Origin of the sequence: Ruegeria sediminis (assembly GCF_005938215.1) — a bacterium.
Taxonomy (GTDB): Bacteria; Pseudomonadota; Alphaproteobacteria; order Rhodobacterales; family Rhodobacteraceae; genus Ruegeria; species Ruegeria sediminis.
Window position 1 is genome coordinate 202,740 of the sequence record NZ_VCPD01000002.1, and the last position, 17,094, is coordinate 219,833.

At 61.0% G+C, this 17,094-nt stretch carries 13 protein-coding genes; 9 read left to right on the top strand and 4 right to left on the bottom strand.

Annotation, left to right across the window (positions count from 1 at the left end):
- Positions 1-87: 87 nt before the first annotated feature.
- The 3 genes from FGK63_RS05600 to FGK63_RS05610 all read left to right on the top strand — a co-directional run bounded on the left by FGK63_RS05600 (position 88) and on the right by FGK63_RS05610 (position 4,879).
- Positions 88-2,568 (top strand): CoA transferase, encoded by a 2,481-nt coding sequence (locus FGK63_RS05600; RefSeq protein ID WP_138840626.1) that lies wholly within the window; start codon positions 88-90, stop codon positions 2,566-2,568.
- A 44-nt stretch (positions 2,569-2,612) separates the two neighbouring features.
- Positions 2,613-4,247 (top strand): N,N-dimethylformamidase beta subunit family domain-containing protein, encoded by a 1,635-nt coding sequence (locus tag FGK63_RS05605; protein ID WP_138840627.1) that lies wholly within the window; start codon positions 2,613-2,615, stop codon positions 4,245-4,247.
- Positions 4,248-4,651: 404 nt separating this feature from the next.
- Positions 4,652-4,879, top strand: a complete 228-nt coding sequence (locus FGK63_RS05610) for a hypothetical protein (protein ID WP_138840628.1) — start codon at positions 4,652-4,654, stop codon at positions 4,877-4,879.
- 136 nt (positions 4,880-5,015) lie between these two features.
- Here FGK63_RS05610 and FGK63_RS05615 read toward each other — a convergent pair whose 3' ends face one another.
- Entirely contained in the window at positions 5,016-6,053 is a 1,038-nt protein-coding gene (locus FGK63_RS05615; protein WP_171052582.1) for a helix-turn-helix domain-containing protein, read from the bottom strand.
- Positions 6,054-6,119: 66 nt separating this feature from the next.
- On the opposite strand from FGK63_RS05615, the gene gntH reads away from it, so the two are divergent.
- From gntH to FGK63_RS21185, 4 genes are all read left to right on the top strand, one after another.
- Positions 6,120-7,580 carry a guanitoxin biosynthesis MBL fold metallo-hydrolase GntH gene (gntH, locus tag FGK63_RS05620; protein ID WP_138840630.1) on the top strand — a complete coding sequence of 487 codons (1,461 nt, stop codon included), beginning with the start codon at positions 6,120-6,122 and terminating at the stop codon, positions 7,578-7,580.
- A gap of 15 nt (positions 7,581-7,595) precedes the next feature.
- Positions 7,596-8,585: a CobW family GTP-binding protein gene (locus tag FGK63_RS05625; RefSeq protein WP_138840631.1), complete on the top strand. Its 990-nt coding sequence runs from the start codon at positions 7,596-7,598 to the stop codon at positions 8,583-8,585.
- Positions 8,586-9,064: 479 nt separating this feature from the next.
- Positions 9,065-9,844, top strand: a complete 780-nt coding sequence (locus tag FGK63_RS05630; RefSeq protein ID WP_138840632.1) for a bestrophin-like domain — start codon at positions 9,065-9,067, stop codon at positions 9,842-9,844.
- 302 nt (positions 9,845-10,146) lie between these two features.
- Complete coding sequence (locus tag FGK63_RS21185; protein ID WP_171052583.1) at positions 10,147-10,386, top strand: TRIC cation channel family protein; 240 nt, start codon at positions 10,147-10,149, stop codon at positions 10,384-10,386.
- A 9-nt stretch (positions 10,387-10,395) separates the two neighbouring features.
- On the opposite strand, the gene FGK63_RS05640 is transcribed toward FGK63_RS21185, so the two are convergent.
- Positions 10,396-11,328, bottom strand: coding sequence for a LysR family transcriptional regulator (locus FGK63_RS05640; RefSeq protein WP_138840633.1), 933 nt, complete (start codon positions 11,326-11,328; stop codon positions 10,396-10,398).
- Positions 11,329-11,434: 106 nt separating this feature from the next.
- Between FGK63_RS05640 and FGK63_RS05645 the strand changes: the two genes are divergently transcribed.
- Complete coding sequence (locus tag FGK63_RS05645; protein WP_138840634.1) at positions 11,435-12,415, top strand: sterol desaturase family protein; 981 nt, start codon at positions 11,435-11,437, stop codon at positions 12,413-12,415.
- Positions 12,416-13,201 carry a 3-methyl-2-oxobutanoate hydroxymethyltransferase gene (locus tag FGK63_RS05650; RefSeq protein ID WP_138840635.1) on the top strand — a complete coding sequence of 262 codons (786 nt, stop codon included), beginning with the start codon at positions 12,416-12,418 and terminating at the stop codon, positions 13,199-13,201.
- 475 nt (positions 13,202-13,676) lie between these two features.
- On the opposite strand, the gene FGK63_RS05655 is transcribed toward FGK63_RS05650, so the two are convergent.
- Together FGK63_RS05655 and pgi are read right to left on the bottom strand one after the other, a co-directional pair.
- A complete protein-coding gene (locus tag FGK63_RS05655; protein WP_138840636.1) occupies positions 13,677-15,296 on the bottom strand; it encodes a long-chain-fatty-acid--CoA ligase in 1,620 nt (539 codons plus the stop codon).
- 184 nt (positions 15,297-15,480) lie between these two features.
- On the bottom strand, positions 15,481-17,088 hold the full coding sequence (gene pgi / locus FGK63_RS05660) for a glucose-6-phosphate isomerase (protein ID WP_138840637.1): 1,608 nt from the start codon (positions 17,086-17,088) through the stop codon (positions 15,481-15,483).
- Positions 17,089-17,094 lie beyond the last annotated feature (6 nt).

Below are 17,094 nucleotides of genomic sequence, written 5' to 3' on the forward strand. Positions count from 1 at the left end.
CAAATTGGCGCGCGGTGGAGGTAAAGGCAACTCTAACGTCGCAAGTCAGCGCAACCGGTTTGCGTATGGCGACAGGAGATTCACTCGATGACGACCCGCCCACTTGAGCACATCCGTGTTCTCGATTTCGGCCAATACCTCGCCGGTCCGCTTGTGGGCATGATGCTGGCGGATCTGGGTGCAGATGTGATCCGAATTGATCCCCCAAGCGGCCCTCGGCTGAAGGAACCCGCCACCGATATGCTGTCGCGCGGCAAATCCGCGCTGACACTGGATCTGAAATCCGACGACGGATTGGCCATCGCACGGGATCTTGTTGCCCGCGCCGACGTGGTGATCGAGAACTTCCGTCCCGGTGTCATGTCCCGTCTTGGTCTCGGGCCTGAAGAATTGCGCCGCATCAACCCGCAGATCATCTCGCTGTCGCTTCCGGGCTTTGCCTCGACTGATCCGGCGCTGGCCGATCTGCCTGCGTGGGAGGCGGTTATCGCCGCCCGCACCGGCCAGTTCACCGACATGGGGTTGAACCGGCGGCTGATGGGCATCAATCCCTCGTTCACGCCCCTTACCCTGGCCTCGGCCTACGGTGCGGCGTTTGGAGCGATGGCTGTCCAGTTCGCTCTGTATGCCCGTCCAAGAAATGGCGGCGATCATATCGAGGTCCCGTTGGCCTCGGCGCTATTGGAGGGACTGGTCTACAATTGTGAACAAATCGAAGACTACCCCCAACGCTTCAAATCTCCGCGCGAGGTCGAACTGGATCGCCGTTCCGCTGAAGGTTTGCCAATGGATTTGCGCTACGAAGAACTGTCCGAGTTCCTCGACCCCTTCTATCGCACCTATACCTGCGCCGACGGCCGCGGCTTCTACGTGGTGGCGTGCAGTATTGTGAACCACCCTCGTAGGGTCTTGGAAACGCTGGGTCTCAAGGATCTTGCGGACGGCTTGCCCGATTTCGACGCATATCTCGATCAGGTGGATTGGCCGGACACATGGGCGCTGCGAAACTACCCTGTGGGCGAGAAGGATCGTGCCCGAATATCCGACGCAATGAAGGCGGCCTTTCTCACGAAACCCTCGCATGATTGGGAGATGCTGTTCGGCGCGGCCAAGGCCCCGGCTACCGCTCAGCGTTCCAGCCGGGAGTGGATGCACGACCCCCATGCGTTGGCCTCCGGCTTGGTCCTTGAGGTCGATGACCCGCGTCACGGTCGAATGAAGCAGATGGGAAATGTCGCTTGGCTGGCAGGAGACGACATGGCGTTGGTGAAGCGCCCTGGTCCCGTGGAGGACGGCGCGCGGGAACAACTCGCCAAGATACTGGCCGAGGCGCCCCGGACCGCGCCGGCGGTTGCCGGCTCCGCGGGCTGGCTCGACGGGCTCAAGGTGCTCGACCTGACCAACGTGATCGCGGGCCCCACCATCGGTTCGACCCTTGCCCGCTACGGTGCTGAAGTGACAATGGTGCAACCGGTCTCGCCCTCGGTCGATCCGTGGAATGCCGTGGTCTTTGGTCTGCATGCCCATCGCGGCAAGGAAAGCGTGCTGCTGAACCTGCGTAAACCGACCGGGCAGGATGCGCTTCGAAAGCTGATCGCCCGATCGGACGTCATCACCATGAACGGCACGGATGCCCAACGCGACGCGCTGGGTCTGTCACCGGAGCAGCTGGCCACGATCAATCCACGCCTGATCCTGGTGCAATTGGATGCGTTCGGCGGGCCATCGCGTGGACCGAAATCCGACCATCTTGGCTACGACGATCTGGCCCAGGCCGCGACCGGGGTAATGGTGCGCTTTGGTGGTGGAATGGAAACCCCGGAAGAACACGCTCATTTTGGCACAATCGACGTGCTGACCGGTTATTGCGCTTGTGTGGCGCTTGGCGCGGCCTTGCTGCGGCTGGAACGTACCGGCGAGGGAGGCATCGCCCGTGCGGCGTTGGCGGCGGCCGGCAACCTGATCCAGGCGCAACTGATGTACGATTTCGACGGCAGGGCGCCGTTCGACGAACCCTCGGGACGCGAGGCGCTTGGCTGGGGACCGTTCTACCACTGCTACCGTGCCGCGGATGGCTGGATGTTCTTTGCCGCTCCCACCAACCGGCAGGAGGCGCTGTGCGAAGTGCCCGATCTGGCGGATTTGGCGGACTTGCCCGAGGACGCTTTGGCCACCGCACTTAGCGGTCGTTTCGGCACCCGACCCACCGCGCACTGGGCCACTGCCTTTTCAGGGACGTCAAGCACGGTGATGCCGCTCGGCTCACTGCACGCCACGCGGGATGCGGCGCTGCAATTGGAAAGCGTGGGAGAGATTGACCTCGACCAAGGGACCTTCAGCGTGGTGCGCCACGACCTGCACCCCATGGGGCGCTGGTGCGATCTGGTTGCGCCAAATGCGGTCCGCCCCGCAAAGGCTCGAGTTCGAATCCCAGGTCCGATGCCGAAATACGGCGCACATACCCGCAAGGTACTGGAACAACTCGGGTACAGTACCGAACGTATCCATGAGATGATCGTCAACGGCGCCGCCGGAGAAAGCTGGTCGGAAAAATACCTGCCGGAATAGGCTGGATCGAGCTCGTCGCCGTGCAACCAGGAGACTCAGACAAAATGACGAATTCGGAGAGCGCCGGTCCGGCTACCACCCCGCGCACTCGCGCCAAGGCACGGCACATCCTGGACAATTACTACATCGGCCCAGCACGGGACCGAAACGTGCTGGAGGTCTGGGGCTATACCGAGCGTTTCACCTATTCCCCGGGCGACCGGGTCGCGCTGCAGGTCTCGACCACCGCCGCCACCTGGGACCTGGAAATCGGTCGTGATGGTGCGACTTACCACCCGGTTTTGCAGGAGACCGATCTGCCGGGTGTGCATCAGGAAACACCGCCGGATTGCTCGGTTCGCGGCTGCGATTGGGCCGCAACCTATGAATTCACCATACCGAAAGACTGGAATGAAGGCGGCTATCTGGTCACGCTGCGGGCGGAACGCGATGGTGACGTGGTCGAGGAACACCATCTGTTCTTGCTGCGCCGCGAGGCGGATCGCCCGGCCGCGCCTTATGTCCTGGTCTGCGCCACCGGAACCTGGCTGGCCTACAATTGTTGGGGCGGGTCGAACCACTACGAAGGGATCACCGGCCCCGAACGCAACGCCTTCTCGCCCGTGGTTTCTACTCAGCGCCCTTGGACGCGGGGTTTCTGCAAGCTGCCCGAAGGCGCTCCACGGGCCGTTCCCGACGTGACCCACGTTCCGGGCGGCATGGTGCGTTACCCTTACATGGAATGGGCCTATGCCTATGGCTATTCCAAGAAATACGCCTCTGCCGGCTGGGCCAGCTATGAACGTCATTTCGCCCGCTGGGCCGAAGCGCAAGGGTACGAGTTTGACTTCGCCACACAGCACGACCTCGAGGCCGATCCGGACCTGTTGAGCCGCCATGCCTGCGCGGTGTTCGTTGGCCATGACGAGTATTGGAGTGCCAACATGCGCAGGGCGGTGGACAGGTTCACTGAAAACGGCGGACGGGTGGCGCGTTTTGCCGGAAACTTCCTCTGGCAGACCCGAATCGAGAACGCGGGGCGCACCCAGGTCTGCTACAAGTACATCGCGACGCAGGATCCACTGGTGGGCACGGACCAAGAGCACCTCGTCACCGCTGCATGGGAGGTCGCCCCTGTGAACTGGCCGGGAGCTCAGACCTTTGGGGCCAATGGGCTGAAAGGGATGTATGCAGGATTGGGCCGCTGCACCGGTCAGGGCAGCAACGGTTTCACCGTCTACCGCCCGCAGCATTGGGCATTCGAAGGAACACAGCTCGGGTACGGCGACCAACTGGGCGCGTCTTCGCGCATCTTCGGATACGAAGTGGACGGAGTCGATTGCAGAATGGAGGACGGGTTGCCATTCGCCACAGGCGCGGACGGGGCCGACCCGGCACTGGAGATCCTGGCGATGGGGCTGGCGACCAATGTGGAGCCCGACCACGGCACCTGGGGCGAGACGGTCTACATCGGGTCCGCCGACGCGGCCTTCAAGGCGTTGTCCTTGTTCGGTGAGATCACCCCGGAGACCCTGGACCGCTCCACGCGCGGCAACGGTGTGATCGTATCCTGGAAACGCGGCAAGGGCGAGGTATTCACTGCAGGCACATGCGAATGGGTCATGGGACTTGCCCGCCATGACTGGCAGGTGGAACGCATCACGAGCAATGTATTGGATCGCTTTGGTGCGGAATGGTGAACTGACGATTGGCAAACCGAAAAGCTCGTGAAAAAATCTGCCATTCGCTTAACTTGAAACTCTGTAGCTGTCGGCAACAGTGAGTGAAGGACAACAGCCGTCGATTGTCAGGGAGCGAGCACTTCGGCGCTAACAACGCATTTTCACCGTTGAAGCAAAATACGGCGAATGGCCGCTTGCCGCCCCAGTTTAGGAGACGTCGAACTGGCGAAAACGGCCCAAAGCTGTCATTCACCACATCCATCGCCGCTGTAGTGCAACTTCGCCAAACCGGCCATTCGTGCGCCACCCAGGAACTTCATAATTCAACGGAGCCAACTTTCTCGGAACGCCGGAAGTGCATTTGTCTGGCGAGTGTAGATTGGCATGCCTAAGTTCTTCACTGTGAGTAACGGGACGGGGGATTGGCCGTGCAGAAAGGTGCAACTCGGGAATTTCTGCTGGCCGACCTTGTTCGCGGGCATGAGCGTGAGCAAGCGACACGCAGTATTCTTGAGGTCATTGACCGGAGCCGCGAGGACGAGGGGCCTGTAGAGGACGATTATCAGGTCGAAACGGGCGGCAAGTTGAGCCTCAAGGGGCTGCGTGACCCAAGGGATGTGTTCCGGCTGGTTGGTGGCGCTGCAGCATAGGACGTCGGGCTTCGGCAGGATTGGCCAGGAGGTTGTTCATGACTTGCAGCTGTCAAGGGGCGCTGCGGTCGCTGCGAGCGGATTCGTGAATTCGTCGACGTTGCCGGCCCTGACCGTTCACAGACTAGGTCGATGGTCAATGTCTGCTCTCGGCAACCCTGCGCCGGCCGTCTTTAAGTGTCTCGGAAGGCCGCTCTCCAAAGGCTTTTCTGTAATCAGCGGCGAACTGACCAACATGCATGAAACCGTATTTCGACATTGCGTCGCCAATGAGGGTCTCGTCCGGGGGAGATTTTCGGAGATCGCTCCGCACAGAAGCGAGACGTCGCATTTTCATGAAAGCGGCAGGTCCGACGCCAAATCGATCATGGAACAACGCCTCAAGCGTCCGCCGCGATACACCGGCGAGTTCGCATAGCTCCAACACCGGCAGTTGTCTATGCGGTGACGCTTCGATCAGCGAGAGGCACCTGGCAAGGCCACGTTCCCCCTTGCGGGGAGATCTTTCGTTCAGGTGCACCCCGCCTTGCGCGAGCCAGGCCAAGACGAGACTGTCCGTCGTGTCGCGGACTGCATCCTGCGATACCGACGCAGGGCGGATGCGGGTTTCGGCAAGAACGCTTCGTGCGGCGTGAATCACCTGCGGTGCAGGACGGAACACTTCCGGACGGCGCTTCAAGGCAGGAAGCTGCACTTGAGCGCGCTCGGCGAGTTCCACAACGTATTGTTCGGTCACCGACAGGCAGAAATTGAGAAAGTCAGGTCCAGAAAAACATGCAATTTCAGCCCCTTCAGGAAAGATCAGAACGTCATCAGAGGTTACCGTCCTGCCTCTCCACCACAGGTTTCGGATGCTTGAGCCGAGTACCACCAAGGTGTGCCGGCCAGCCGGGGGGGCTCCTGCCTGATCGAGTGACGCACGAATTCGCGCGGAGCCGAATTCGACTTCGCCAAAACCGACCTGTACGACTTCTGCAGCCGCCAGGCCGTTGTTCACACCGGACAATGGCTTGAAGTCGAGGTCCCAATGTCTCGTGGTGTCGCAGAACAAGTCCACGTCATTGAAACATGCCTGAAGCAAAATTTGATTTTCGCGTGCCATCACAGAACAGTAGCGGCAGTTCAGCAAAAAGCAAAAATTTGCGGAATCTCGATCACTGTTCTGACGCGCCATTGTGCATCTTCTAAGCACCTTTTTCGTGGCCCTATGCGGCCGGCACGTCAACGAAGGACGCATCGAATGACCAAAGACATTCAGAACGACCCGAAACAGCCGAACCACATCGAGGACGGTGCGCCGCAGGACCCGACGCGCCGCACAGTGCTGAAAGGCATCGCGACAGGCGCTGCAGCAACCGGCGCCGCAGGGTTGGCAGCCGGGAGCGCCGAGGCTCACGAAGGCAGCGGGCCACTCGGGGCGGAGCTTAAGAACCCGTATGGCGGCCGCCCGGCCGGGGGCATCAGCCTGCCCGAATACTTCCGACCGACCAAATACATGACGGGCTCCAACGCCAACTATTTCCCGCTCTCCGAGGAGCTTGGTCCTGACGAGATGCGCATCTCCTTCTGCGGCTCAACCCCCTATCCGCCGCGGGAGGATCAGGCCGGGACGTGCATCATGGTCGAGCTTGGCAACGGCAAGCGCTTCTTTTTCGATTTCGGCTCGGGTTGCGTGCGCAATATCGTGGGAATGCAGGTGCCGGGGCAATTGATCAACGACATCTTCATCTCGCATCTTCACGTCGACCACTATGCCGACATTCCCTACATCTATCCGTTCCGGGCGTGGTCGGGCGGGTACACGCCACTGCGCATCCATGGGCCTTCGGGGCGCACCCCGGAACTTGGCACCCAAGCAATGGTCGACGGTATGAAGCAGATGCTGAGGTGGCATCTGGAAGCCTTCGACGTATTTCCCATCGGAGACGGGTACGAGATTGAGGTCAACGAGTTCGACTTCCGTCAAGAGGGGGGCGTCGTCTATGACGAGGATGGTGTCACGGTACGTTCGTGGCCGCGAAGCCACGCCAAGGACGGCGCTGTGGGATACCGCCTCGATTGGAACGGCCTCAGCTTTGTCTGGACGGGTGATGGTCGCCCTGACGAGTTGTCGCGGAAATATGGCGAAGGCGCTGACGTGTTCGTGACCGAAATGTCCGGTCAAGATATCGGCCAACTAATGACCTACAAATACGGTATCCCGCAAGAGCTCTTCAACTACACCATCGATACGCACCACACCTCTCACTACGCGGTCGGCAAGCTTTTCGCGGATGCGCGTCCAAGGCTTGGCATGGTCACCCACTACACGCAGGACGAGGATATCGATGCGGAGATGCTGGCAGGTATCCGCGCGCATTACGACGGCCTGTTCCAGTGGGGCATCGACGTTGCTGTCGTGAATGTCACCAAGGAGGCAATCTGGTATCGCAAGGCGGTGATTCCTGGTAAATCGGGAACGGTGCCGCCGTTCCGCGAGTTGCAAGCCGAAGTGGATGCCGGTCGGCTCGAACTGCCCGAAGAGATTACGCTGCCAAATCCACGCCTGACCCGCGCCGATCAGCAGGATCAGAAGTACCGCGACATGGAGATCGATCCGAAGGAATACTACCCCGAGGATGTCTTCCGCGCTCCCGACGGTGAATGGCCGAAGGACCTAACGATCAAGGTGTCCGACGTGCTCGGTCCCCGCGACAAGTAAGGAACAGGTGCCTGCATGATCGAATTCGGCTCAACCTCTGCCGTTCCCGTCACCATCCTTACCGGCTTCCTCGGAGCCGGTAAGACAACCCTTCTGAACCGGATCCTTACCGGAAACCACGGCCTGCGCGTCGCAGTTCTGGTCAATGATTTCGGGTCCATCAATGTCGATGCCGATCTCGTAGTGGGCGTCGAGGACGACGTCATGAGCCTCGCCAATGGCTGCGTCTGCTGCTCGATCCGGGATGACCTGATCGAGACGGTCGAGGCGGTGCTCGCCCGTCCGGAGCGGCCGGAATACATCCTGCTGGAAGCCAGCGGCGTTTCCGACCCGTCTTCCATCGCCATGACTTTTACCGACCAAAGGTTCCGCGACATGATCCGCCTCGACAGCATCATGTGCCTCGTCGACGCTGAACAAGTCTTTGCGGCGCCAGAACAAATGGAACTGAAACTGCGCCAGATCGCCTTCTCGGACATGGTAGTCCTAAACAAGGTGGATCTCGTAAACCGGGAAACGGTGCAGAAGGTCCACGAATGGCTGGGCTCTCGCTTCCGCCGCTACCGGTTGGTGGAAGCAGTCGACGCTGACGTACCGCTCGACATACTTCTCTCGGTCGGCAGGTTTTCCGCCGAGCAACTGGATGCGGACGTGCCTGACCACGTTCATGACTCCGGTTGCGGGTGTCCAGAACACTCGCATCACCATGACCACGCGGCTCAATTCTCGACCACGATGTTCCGCTCGGACCTTCCGGTCACCTTGTCGGGCCTGCGAGAAGCAATCAAGGAACTGCCAGGCGAGGTGTACCGCATAAAAGGGTTCGTCTTCAGCGAGGAGGCCCCCGAACACCGGATCGTCGTGCAGGTTGTCGGCAAGCGCATCGACATTGCGCGAGACAAAAAGTGGGGAAGCCGCAAGCCGGAAACACGCCTCGTCGCAATCGGAGCGCCCGGAGCCGTTTCGGAAGACACCTTGAGAAGAGTGTTTCTCGAAGTGGCGTAAAGGACGCTTTGTTTTCCGCCTTCGCCTTGCCAACAACCTTCAAGGAAGACTGGAGCGGTCTTTTTAATTGATCGCGGCGAAGGTCCGAAAAAATCGCCCACGCCAAGAACACTGCGGCTACCAGCAAAGACAAGACTGGGCTCACTCCAGACCTTTGGACCATTACAGCATCAGCTTGGAACAAAAGGCTCCCAACCCACTCTCCTGGCCCACTCGCGCCGTTCACCTGCGCCAGCCCTCTCTGCAGCGCGGCGCACAAGATTCGACATTCGCCGCGGGCGCGCATCTGAAACGTGATGCGTCGTCGGCACCGCGGGGTTTTATGGGCATCAAGGGGAAAAAGGACTGCGAGCAATCGAATTTATTGTTTTGTTCCAGATTGACGAGAGGAACAGATTGCTCGCAGATGATGGTGTCGAACGTGTTCAATTCGCGTCCGGCCAAAGGGACGTATTCATGCTCCGAACCGCGAGTGTCAAATGCCCGAAGTCATAGATTTTTCACTGTGGTTTACACTTGCCGCCACGATCATGCTCTTCGTGGGCAGCGCCTTGATCGGTGTCTGGTTTTCCAGGTCTCGCGAAGCCGCGGGCGGAACGAGCGTCACGACGCTGCATTCCGCGATCCTGGGAATGCTCGCCTTGCTGGTTGGCTTCACCTTCGCCATGGCTCTGAGCCGGCATGAAGCGCGTCGCCTTGCGCTTCTCGAAGAGGCCAACGCAATAGGAACCGCCGCGCTGCGGGCGCGCATGATACCGGTGCCCTATGCCGGTGAAAGCGTCGCACTCATTGCCGAGTACATTGATCTCCGGCAGAGGATCGCCGAAGTTGGTCCGACGCACGTCGATCTCAAGGCGCTTGTGAACCGGTCCAACGAAATCCAGGAAACCCTGTGGCAGCGCGCCATGAAGGCAGCGGCGCTTGATCCGGCGATGGTTCCGACCGGCCTGTACATAGACGCGCTGAATACCACGATCGATCTTCAGACCACCCGGCTCGCCGCCAGCCGCGCTCATATCCCTGAAGTGGTTTACCTGACGATCTATTTCGTCGCCTGTTGCGCGATGGGCTTTTCCGGATACGTTGCCGCGCTGGAAACCTCCCGGCTGGGAAGCTCAACCTTGTTGATGGCCTTTCTTGTGACAGCCGTCATCATGCTGATCCATGATCTCGACCGGCCGAACCAGGGGTTCATTCGCCTGAACCAGCAGCCGATGCTGGACACGGCGCGATCGATTGCGGACTGGCAAAGGGGTTGAGTTCCCAACCGGCCTGCGACTTCCGGGGGCATTCCGGCGACGGACGAACCGGAACTCTGGCGCGTCCGATACGGCGATCCTTCGTGCCTAGGAAACCGCAGAGCGTTTGCTGATCTTCTCACATATGTCCTTGGCGACCTTTTCGCCGAGGCCTCGGTGATTTCCGAATTTCCGTCTCATCTCGTCTCAATCGCTCCGCCCCGGGCACACTGCAAGACCGGGCGATCGAAGGTTGGGATCAGAGAAACCTGCCAAAAAAAGCCCGAAAATGGACGCAGGTCCCGATACACCGAACTCACAGTGTGCCTGGCCGCCGCCCTGATCACGCTCTTCTTCATTCCGTCCTGGGACTGGCGGCCTTCGCTGTGGTCGGCTGCCATGCGGCGCTTGCATTCGGAGCGCCATTGTTGGACGCCGCCAGCATGGGTATGGTAACCGCTACCGGCGGTGGCATCATTTGCGATATGCTGACGATCACGCAGCCGATGATCCTGCCCCGATGCAGCAAACCGCGGCGAGATTGCTTCCCCCGGAAAAGCTGACGCCGGCGATCAGACCCGTTGTCTTTCGACGATGCATCTTTCATTTCCGGTGTCGGAGAAGTGTTCGTGACAGGCGTCAACGAAATGCTGCACCAGGCGGCGAGGGCGCGATTTGTCGTAGCCGACGGCAAGGGGCAGAGGCGGCAGCGGATCGGAAATCGGCAAACCCGCCAACTCGGCGCCGCAATAGCTTGTCGACGTCAGCGGCTGCATGTTGAGAACCGCGCATCCATGGCCTGCGCTGACAAGACTGCGCACCATCTCGGTCGAGTTTGCGTAGGCAACGATCGAGATATCCTTGGTGTGCGCTTCAAGAAGGCCCTGGTAATAAGTTGCCGCAACAGGACGGTTGAGTACAACAAGAGGCTCTTTTGCAACCTGCGCCATGCTCACACTGCCTTGCGTGGCCAAAGGATGCGACGCGGGCAACAGGCAGTAGGCAGGGGCCTCGACCAGAACGTCGAAATCGACGGTGGGCCGCACATCCTCACCGACGAAGAGAATGACGTCGTATGTTCCGTTCACCAAGCCATCCTGTGCGCTGTTGTTGTCGCATTCTTCGAGATGCAGCACCACTTTGTTGCCCTCGGGAACGAAGGAGGAAAGGATGGACGGCAAGAAAGCGGGGGCAACGGGCGCGTAATACCCGATGCGCAACGTGCCGCTCAGGGCTTCCTTCAGATCTGCACCCTCGGAAAGAACCGATTGGTAGTCTTCAAGCAAGCGCTCGAACTTTTGCGCCACCAAGCGCCCGCTTGCATTGGCCTGTATCCCGCGTGACCGCTGTCTTGTGATCAGTGTCAAATCGAACGCGGCCTCAACCTGGTCAATCGCAGCGGACACGGCGGAAGCGGCGATGTTCAACTCTTCCGCGGCCCTCGCGATGTTCCCATGGCGCAATGCGGTTGTGTAATACTCCATCGCCTTGAGTGTGATCGCCACGACTACCTCGGTTTTTCCGGTTTTATTACGCTATTAAAACTGTTTTTCACAGGTTTCCGCTTCTGTCAAACTCCGGCCTGTGCTGCTCGGTTGGAAGGCAACTCGGATGTCAGATGCACCTCTCAAAGGCTGGAACCATGTTCCTGCCGTCCCGCTCAAGGTTTCCCCGTTCTTCGCCCGGCCTCTGCGCCCGCTCGACATGCTGGCCTGGGTCTGGAACTCGTGGTTCCTGATCACAGAACGGCTGATCATCGTCGGCATCGCGTTTGCGTCGTACTACTGGTTCCAGCCGCCGCTGGAGGAGTCGCGCACCTTCGCCTTCGGATGGATCGCGCAGATGTATTTGCGCAACCTCGTGCTGATGTCGCTGGTGGCCGGCGGGCTGCACCTCTATTTCTACACCTTCACCCGGCAAGGTCAGAAACTGCGCTATGACACGCGCCCGCTGATGAAGAACGGGCGCCAGTTCACGCTGGGCGGCCAGATCAGGGACAACATGTTCTGGACCCTGGCCAGCGGCGTCACGGTCTGGACGGCATACGAGGTGCTGATGTTCTGGGCCCTGGCGAACGGCTACGCGCCGATGCTGACTTGGGCCGCGCACCCGGTCTGGTTCATTGCGCTGTTCCTGCTGATCCCGGTGTGGGAGAGCTTTTATTTCTACTGGATCCACCGCCTGCTGCACGTGCCGTTCCTCTACCGGCACGTGCACGCGCTGCATCATCGGAACATCAACGTGGGGCCATGGTCCGGGATGTCGATGCATCCCGTGGAGCATGTGATCTTTCTGGGCTCGGTCCTGATCCACTGGATCGTTGCCGCGCATCCGGTCCACATCCTCTACCATCTGCAGTATTACGCGCTGACCGCCACCACCACCCACACCGGGTTCGAGGGTCTTCTGGTCAAGGACAAGAACCGCCTGGCATTGGGAACGTTCCATCACCAGATGCACCACCGCTACTTCGAGTGCAATTACGGCTCGCTCGAGATCCCGTGGGACAAGCTGTTCGGTTCGTTCCACGACGGGACCAGCGAGGCGAACGAGCGGATGAAGGAGCGGCGCAAGAAGATGACGGGGAACTGAATGGCCGCCTTGACGATCAGGGATCTGCTGGAGGCCAAAGGCAAGCGCCAATTGGCCTATGTCCAGGTCGCCCGCGAAGAAGAAGCCATCGCTGCGTCGCAGGCGGGCATGGACATGATAGGTACTGCCTTCATTCCGGAACGCGCACATTTTGCCAGGGCGGTACCCGATACGCATTTCCAGTTCGGGATGCCTTGGGGAAAACACGCCGATGCAACGGAGGTTCTGCGCGACGCGATGGCGGCGATGCAAGCCGGCGCGCAATCGATCTACTGCGGCATGAGCCCGTCGGTCGTCGAGGCGCTTGCGCGCGAAGGGGTGCCGGTCATCTGCCATGTCGGGCTGGTGCCGCCCAAGGCCACCTGGACAGGCGGCTACCGCGCCGTGGGAAAGACGCTGGAACAGGCCAGGATGGTCTGGCGGCAGGTTCAGGATTTCGAGGCAGCCGGTGCCTTCGCGGTCGAGATGGAAGTCGTAACCGCGAACCTTGCTGCAGAGATCTCGAGACGGACATCGATGCTGACGATCTCGCTGGGCTCGGGCGGTGGGTGCGATGTGCAATACCTGTTTTCCGCCGACCTGCTGGGCGAGAACCGGGGGCATGTCCCGCGCCATGCCAAGACCTACCGGAACTTCGCGGCCGAGCGGGACCGTCTCCAGGCCGAAAGGGTCGCCGCCTACAAGGAGTTCATCGCGGATGTTTCATCCGGCGCGTTTCCTGAGGCGGATCATATCGTGAAAATGGACCCCGATGCTTTGCAGGGCGTCTGGAGACACGATGTTTGATGCGGAAGTATGACCGGCATCGGCCGTGTTGCAGAACGCCGAATCTCGAGATCGGAGCGCATTGCCGCAGCGCGGAGGCGTAGCCCGGTTTCCGTCGCCAAGAAATGTCCGCTCCTGCTGATTAGACCGTGAGGCATGCGATCGCAGCGAAGGTCCGGAACCCGCCCATTTTCCGGAAAGCACCATCCATTCAGAACTACCGCTCAAAATCCGAAGCGGGAGAACTTCCCGTTCCCTGCTTTGACACATTCCTATCACGCCCCTACCCTTCACCCATGCCGACTTTGCCCATTTCGAACCAGACAATTCCCTTGTTTTGTTGACTCTGCAATTCTCAGAAGAACCCAAGAAACGGTCTCGAAAACCGTTGTGGGCGCAAGTCCACCCAGGGTTCGAATCCCTGTCTCTCCGCCATTATCGCCGTGAATTCCAGCTGATCCGTTGTTTCAGCGCCGATCGGCGTTCCATTCCCCGCCTACCCCGTCAAAACGTCAAAGAACTCCTCGCGCAGTTTCCGCTTCAGCACCTTGCCGGTCGCATTCAGCGGCAGCGCGTCCACGAAGACAACCTTGTCGGGGATCTGCCAGCTGGCGATCTTGCCGTCGAAGAAACTCAGCAATTCGTCTTCCGTGGGCTCCTGCCCGTCGGCTTTCACGGCCACGAGCAGCGGGCGTTCGTCCCATTTGGGGTGTTTCACGCCGACGACCGCGGCAGTCGCCAGTTTCGGATGCGCAACCGCAATGTTTTCCAACTCGACCGAACTGATCCATTCGCCGCCGGACTTGATGATGTCCTTGGACCGGTCGCGGATCGTCATGTAGCCGTCGGGGTCCAGCGTGGCGACGTCGCCGGTGGCGAACCAGCCGTCCTGCAGCAACTGCTGATCCTCCATATGGAAATAGCTGGTCAGAACCCAGTGCCCGCGCACCATCAGATCGCCCTGGGTCACGCCATCGTTCGGCAGATCGTTGCCGTCGTCGTCGACGATCTTGAGTTCCACGCCGTAGGGCGGCCGCCCCTGGTTCTCGCGCAGCCGGTACTGATCCTCAAGCGGCAGGTCGCGGTGCTTGGCAAGCGGGTGGTTCGACGTGCCCAGCGGGCTCATTTCCGACATGCCCCAGGCATGGACCGTTTCGACGCCGTATTGATCGCGGAACTTGGCGATCATCGACGGCGGGCAGGCCGAGCCCCCGATGACAGTGCGCTGCAGGCTGTCCAGCTTGCTGCCCGAACTTGCGGCATGGGCCAGCAGACCCTGCCAGATCGTCGGTACGCCCATGGCCAGCGTGACCCCGTAGGTGTCGATCAGGCCCACCAACGCCTCGCCATGCAGGTCGGGCCCCGGCAAAACCATCCGCGCGCCGGACATGGCGCAGGCATAGGGCGACCCCCAGGCATTGACGTGGAACATCGGCACCACCGGCAGCACCACATCCATGGCCGAATACCCGATCACGTCGCGCGTGTTCGAAGCAAAACTGTGCAGCACCGTGGACCGGTGGGAATAGAGAACGCCCTTGGGGTTGCCTGTCGTACCCGACGTGTAGCACAGGCTCGAAGCGGTGTTTTCGTCAAAGCTGGGCCACTGGAAATCCTCGTCGCCGGTCTCGATCAATTCGTCATAGAACAGCAGGCCCGGCACCTGATCCAACGCGGCCTGGTCCCGCGGACCCATCAGCACGAAATGGCGGGTTTCGGTCAGTTGGTCCCTCAGCGCGGCCACCAGCGGCACGAATGTCGCGTCCACGAACACGACCCGGTCCTGTGCGTGGTTGATGATATAGACCAGTTGTTCCGGGAACAGGCGCGGGTTGATCGTGTGACAGACGAAACCGGCGCCGGACACTCCGTAATAGATCTCCAGATGGCGCCGGTTGTTCCACGCGATCGTGGCGACCCTGTCCTGCGGCTCGAGCCCCAGCTTGCTCAGCGCCGAGCCAAGCCGGCGGGCGTTGCGCGCGACTTCGGCCCAGCTTGTCTGGGTCACGCCTCCGGCGGTTTCCACCGACCAGATCTCGGTCTGGCCGTGATAGCGTTCCGCATGGTCGATAAGCGATGAGATCAGCAGCGGCTGCGTCATCATCTGTCCCAGCATGTGGCATCCTCCCCTTGGCCGGGCGGGTTCACGGCCGCCCGATCTTTGTTCCTGTGCCTCGACAAGTCCGGGAATGCCGGGTGATCAAGGCTCCTCCTCAACGCGACCCTGCCAAGCAATTCGCCGGTTGACAACATACCTTGCAAGACTTGGCGCAACGGCACCACTATCCCGCCGGCGCGGATCAGGATCTGTAGCGCAGCGCGTAGGCGATCAGGGCCGCGGTCGAGCCGTCCTTGCCCTCGGCGCCGGCTTCGCCGTCCACCAGCGGACCCAGCGAGGTGGCCAGCTCCTTGCCAAGCTCGACACCCCACTGATCGAAGGAATTGATCCCAAGAATCGTGCCCTCGACGAACACGCGGTGCTCGTAAAGCGCCACGATCTGCCCAAGAACGAACGGCGTGAGTTTCGGGTAGATCAGCGTGGTCGAAGGCCGGTTCCCCGGAAAGACGCGATGCCGCGCCTGGCGTTCCAGTTCCTCGCCGGTCAGACCGGCGGCCGCCGTCCGCGCGCGCGCCTCATCCAGGGACCGCCCCCGCATCAACGCTTCGGACTGCGCTAAGCAATTGGCCAGCAGCAGCCGGTGGTGATGCGCCAGTTCCGGTTCGTGCCCTTCCGCGGCAACCAGAAATTCACAGGGAACCACGTCCGTACCCTGGTGAATCAGCTGGAAAAACGCATGTTGCCCGTTGGTTCCGGGTTCGCCCCAGATGATCGGCCCGCACGGTGCGGACAGTGCCGAACCGTCCATCGCCACCGATTTGCCGTTCGATTCCATCTCGAGCTGCTGCAAGTAGGCCGGCAGCCGCAACAGCCGCTGATCGTAAGGCAGCACCGCCCGGCTGGCGCAGCCCAATACCTGCCGGTGCCAGATCCCGACAAGCGCCAGCATGACGGGCACGTTCTCGGCCCAGTCGGCGGACCGGAAATGCAGATCCATCGCCTGACCGCCGCGCAGGAAGGCGTCGAAGGCGTATGACCCGACCGCGATCAGAACAGGCAGACCGACCGGCCCCCAAACCGAGTACCTGCCGCCGACCCAGTCGGCAAATCCGAAAACGCGGTCAGCGGGGATCCCGAACGCCTCGGTCCGGTCCAGCGCCGAGGATACGGCCGCGAATTGACGGGCCGGATCGCCGCCGCCCTCCTGCATCCATGCGCGCGCCGTCCGGGCGTTGGTCATGGTTTCGATCGTGGTGAAGGTTTTGGACGCCACGATGACCAGTGTCCGGGTCGGGTCCAGCGGGCGGAGAATGTCCGCGATATGGGCGCCGTCCACGTTCGACACGAAATGCACGCGCGGGCCGTCGTGGTAGGGAGAAAGCGCCAGCGTCGCCATGACGGGGCCAAGATCCGATCCCCCGATCCCTATGTTCACCACATCCGTAATGCCGCCGCCCGCGCCCTGCGCCGCCCCGCCGCGGATTTCCTCGGCAAAGACCCGCATCCGGCGCAGGGTCTCCAGCACTTCGGGCATCACGTCGCCGCCATCGACCTCGATCGGGTCGCCATCGAGATTGCGCAAGGCGGTGTGCAGAACCGCCCTGCCCTCGGTCTCGTTGATCTTCTCGCCCGCAAACATCTCGTCGCGGCGCGCCGCCAGCCCGGCCTCGTCACATAGCTTCAGCAGCGACGCGCGGATTTCATCGTCGATGAGTGTCTTGGAATAGTCGAAATGCATGTCCCCGGTTCCCGCCGAAAAGCGCGCGGCGCGATCGGGATCGGCCGCGAAAAGGTCCAGGATACGACGCTCGCGCGCCGATGCGGCCAATGTCTTCAAATGATCGAACATGATTGA

Excerpts from the sequence above, each read along its gene's own strand:
- FGK63_RS05600 (WP_138840626.1), top strand. The coding sequence starts at position 88 with ATGACGACCCGCCCACTTGAGCACATCCGTGTTCTCGATTTCGGCCAA.
- FGK63_RS05605 (WP_138840627.1), top strand. The coding sequence starts at position 2,613 with ATGACGAATTCGGAGAGCGCCGGTCCGGCTACCACCCCGCGCACTCGC.
- FGK63_RS05615 (WP_171052582.1), bottom strand. The coding sequence starts at position 6,053 with ATGGCGCGTCAGAACAGTGATCGAGATTCCGCAAATTTTTGCTTTTTG.
- gntH (WP_138840630.1), top strand. The coding sequence starts at position 6,120 with ATGACCAAAGACATTCAGAACGACCCGAAACAGCCGAACCACATCGAG.
- FGK63_RS05625 (WP_138840631.1), top strand. The coding sequence starts at position 7,596 with ATGATCGAATTCGGCTCAACCTCTGCCGTTCCCGTCACCATCCTTACC.
- FGK63_RS05630 (WP_138840632.1), top strand. The coding sequence starts at position 9,065 with ATGCCCGAAGTCATAGATTTTTCACTGTGGTTTACACTTGCCGCCACG.
- FGK63_RS05645 (WP_138840634.1), top strand. The coding sequence starts at position 11,435 with ATGTCAGATGCACCTCTCAAAGGCTGGAACCATGTTCCTGCCGTCCCG.
- FGK63_RS05650 (WP_138840635.1), top strand. The coding sequence starts at position 12,416 with ATGGCCGCCTTGACGATCAGGGATCTGCTGGAGGCCAAAGGCAAGCGC.
- FGK63_RS05655 (WP_138840636.1), bottom strand. The coding sequence starts at position 15,296 with ATGCTGGGACAGATGATGACGCAGCCGCTGCTGATCTCATCGCTTATC.
- pgi (WP_138840637.1), bottom strand. The coding sequence starts at position 17,088 with ATGTTCGATCATTTGAAGACATTGGCCGCATCGGCGCGCGAGCGTCGT.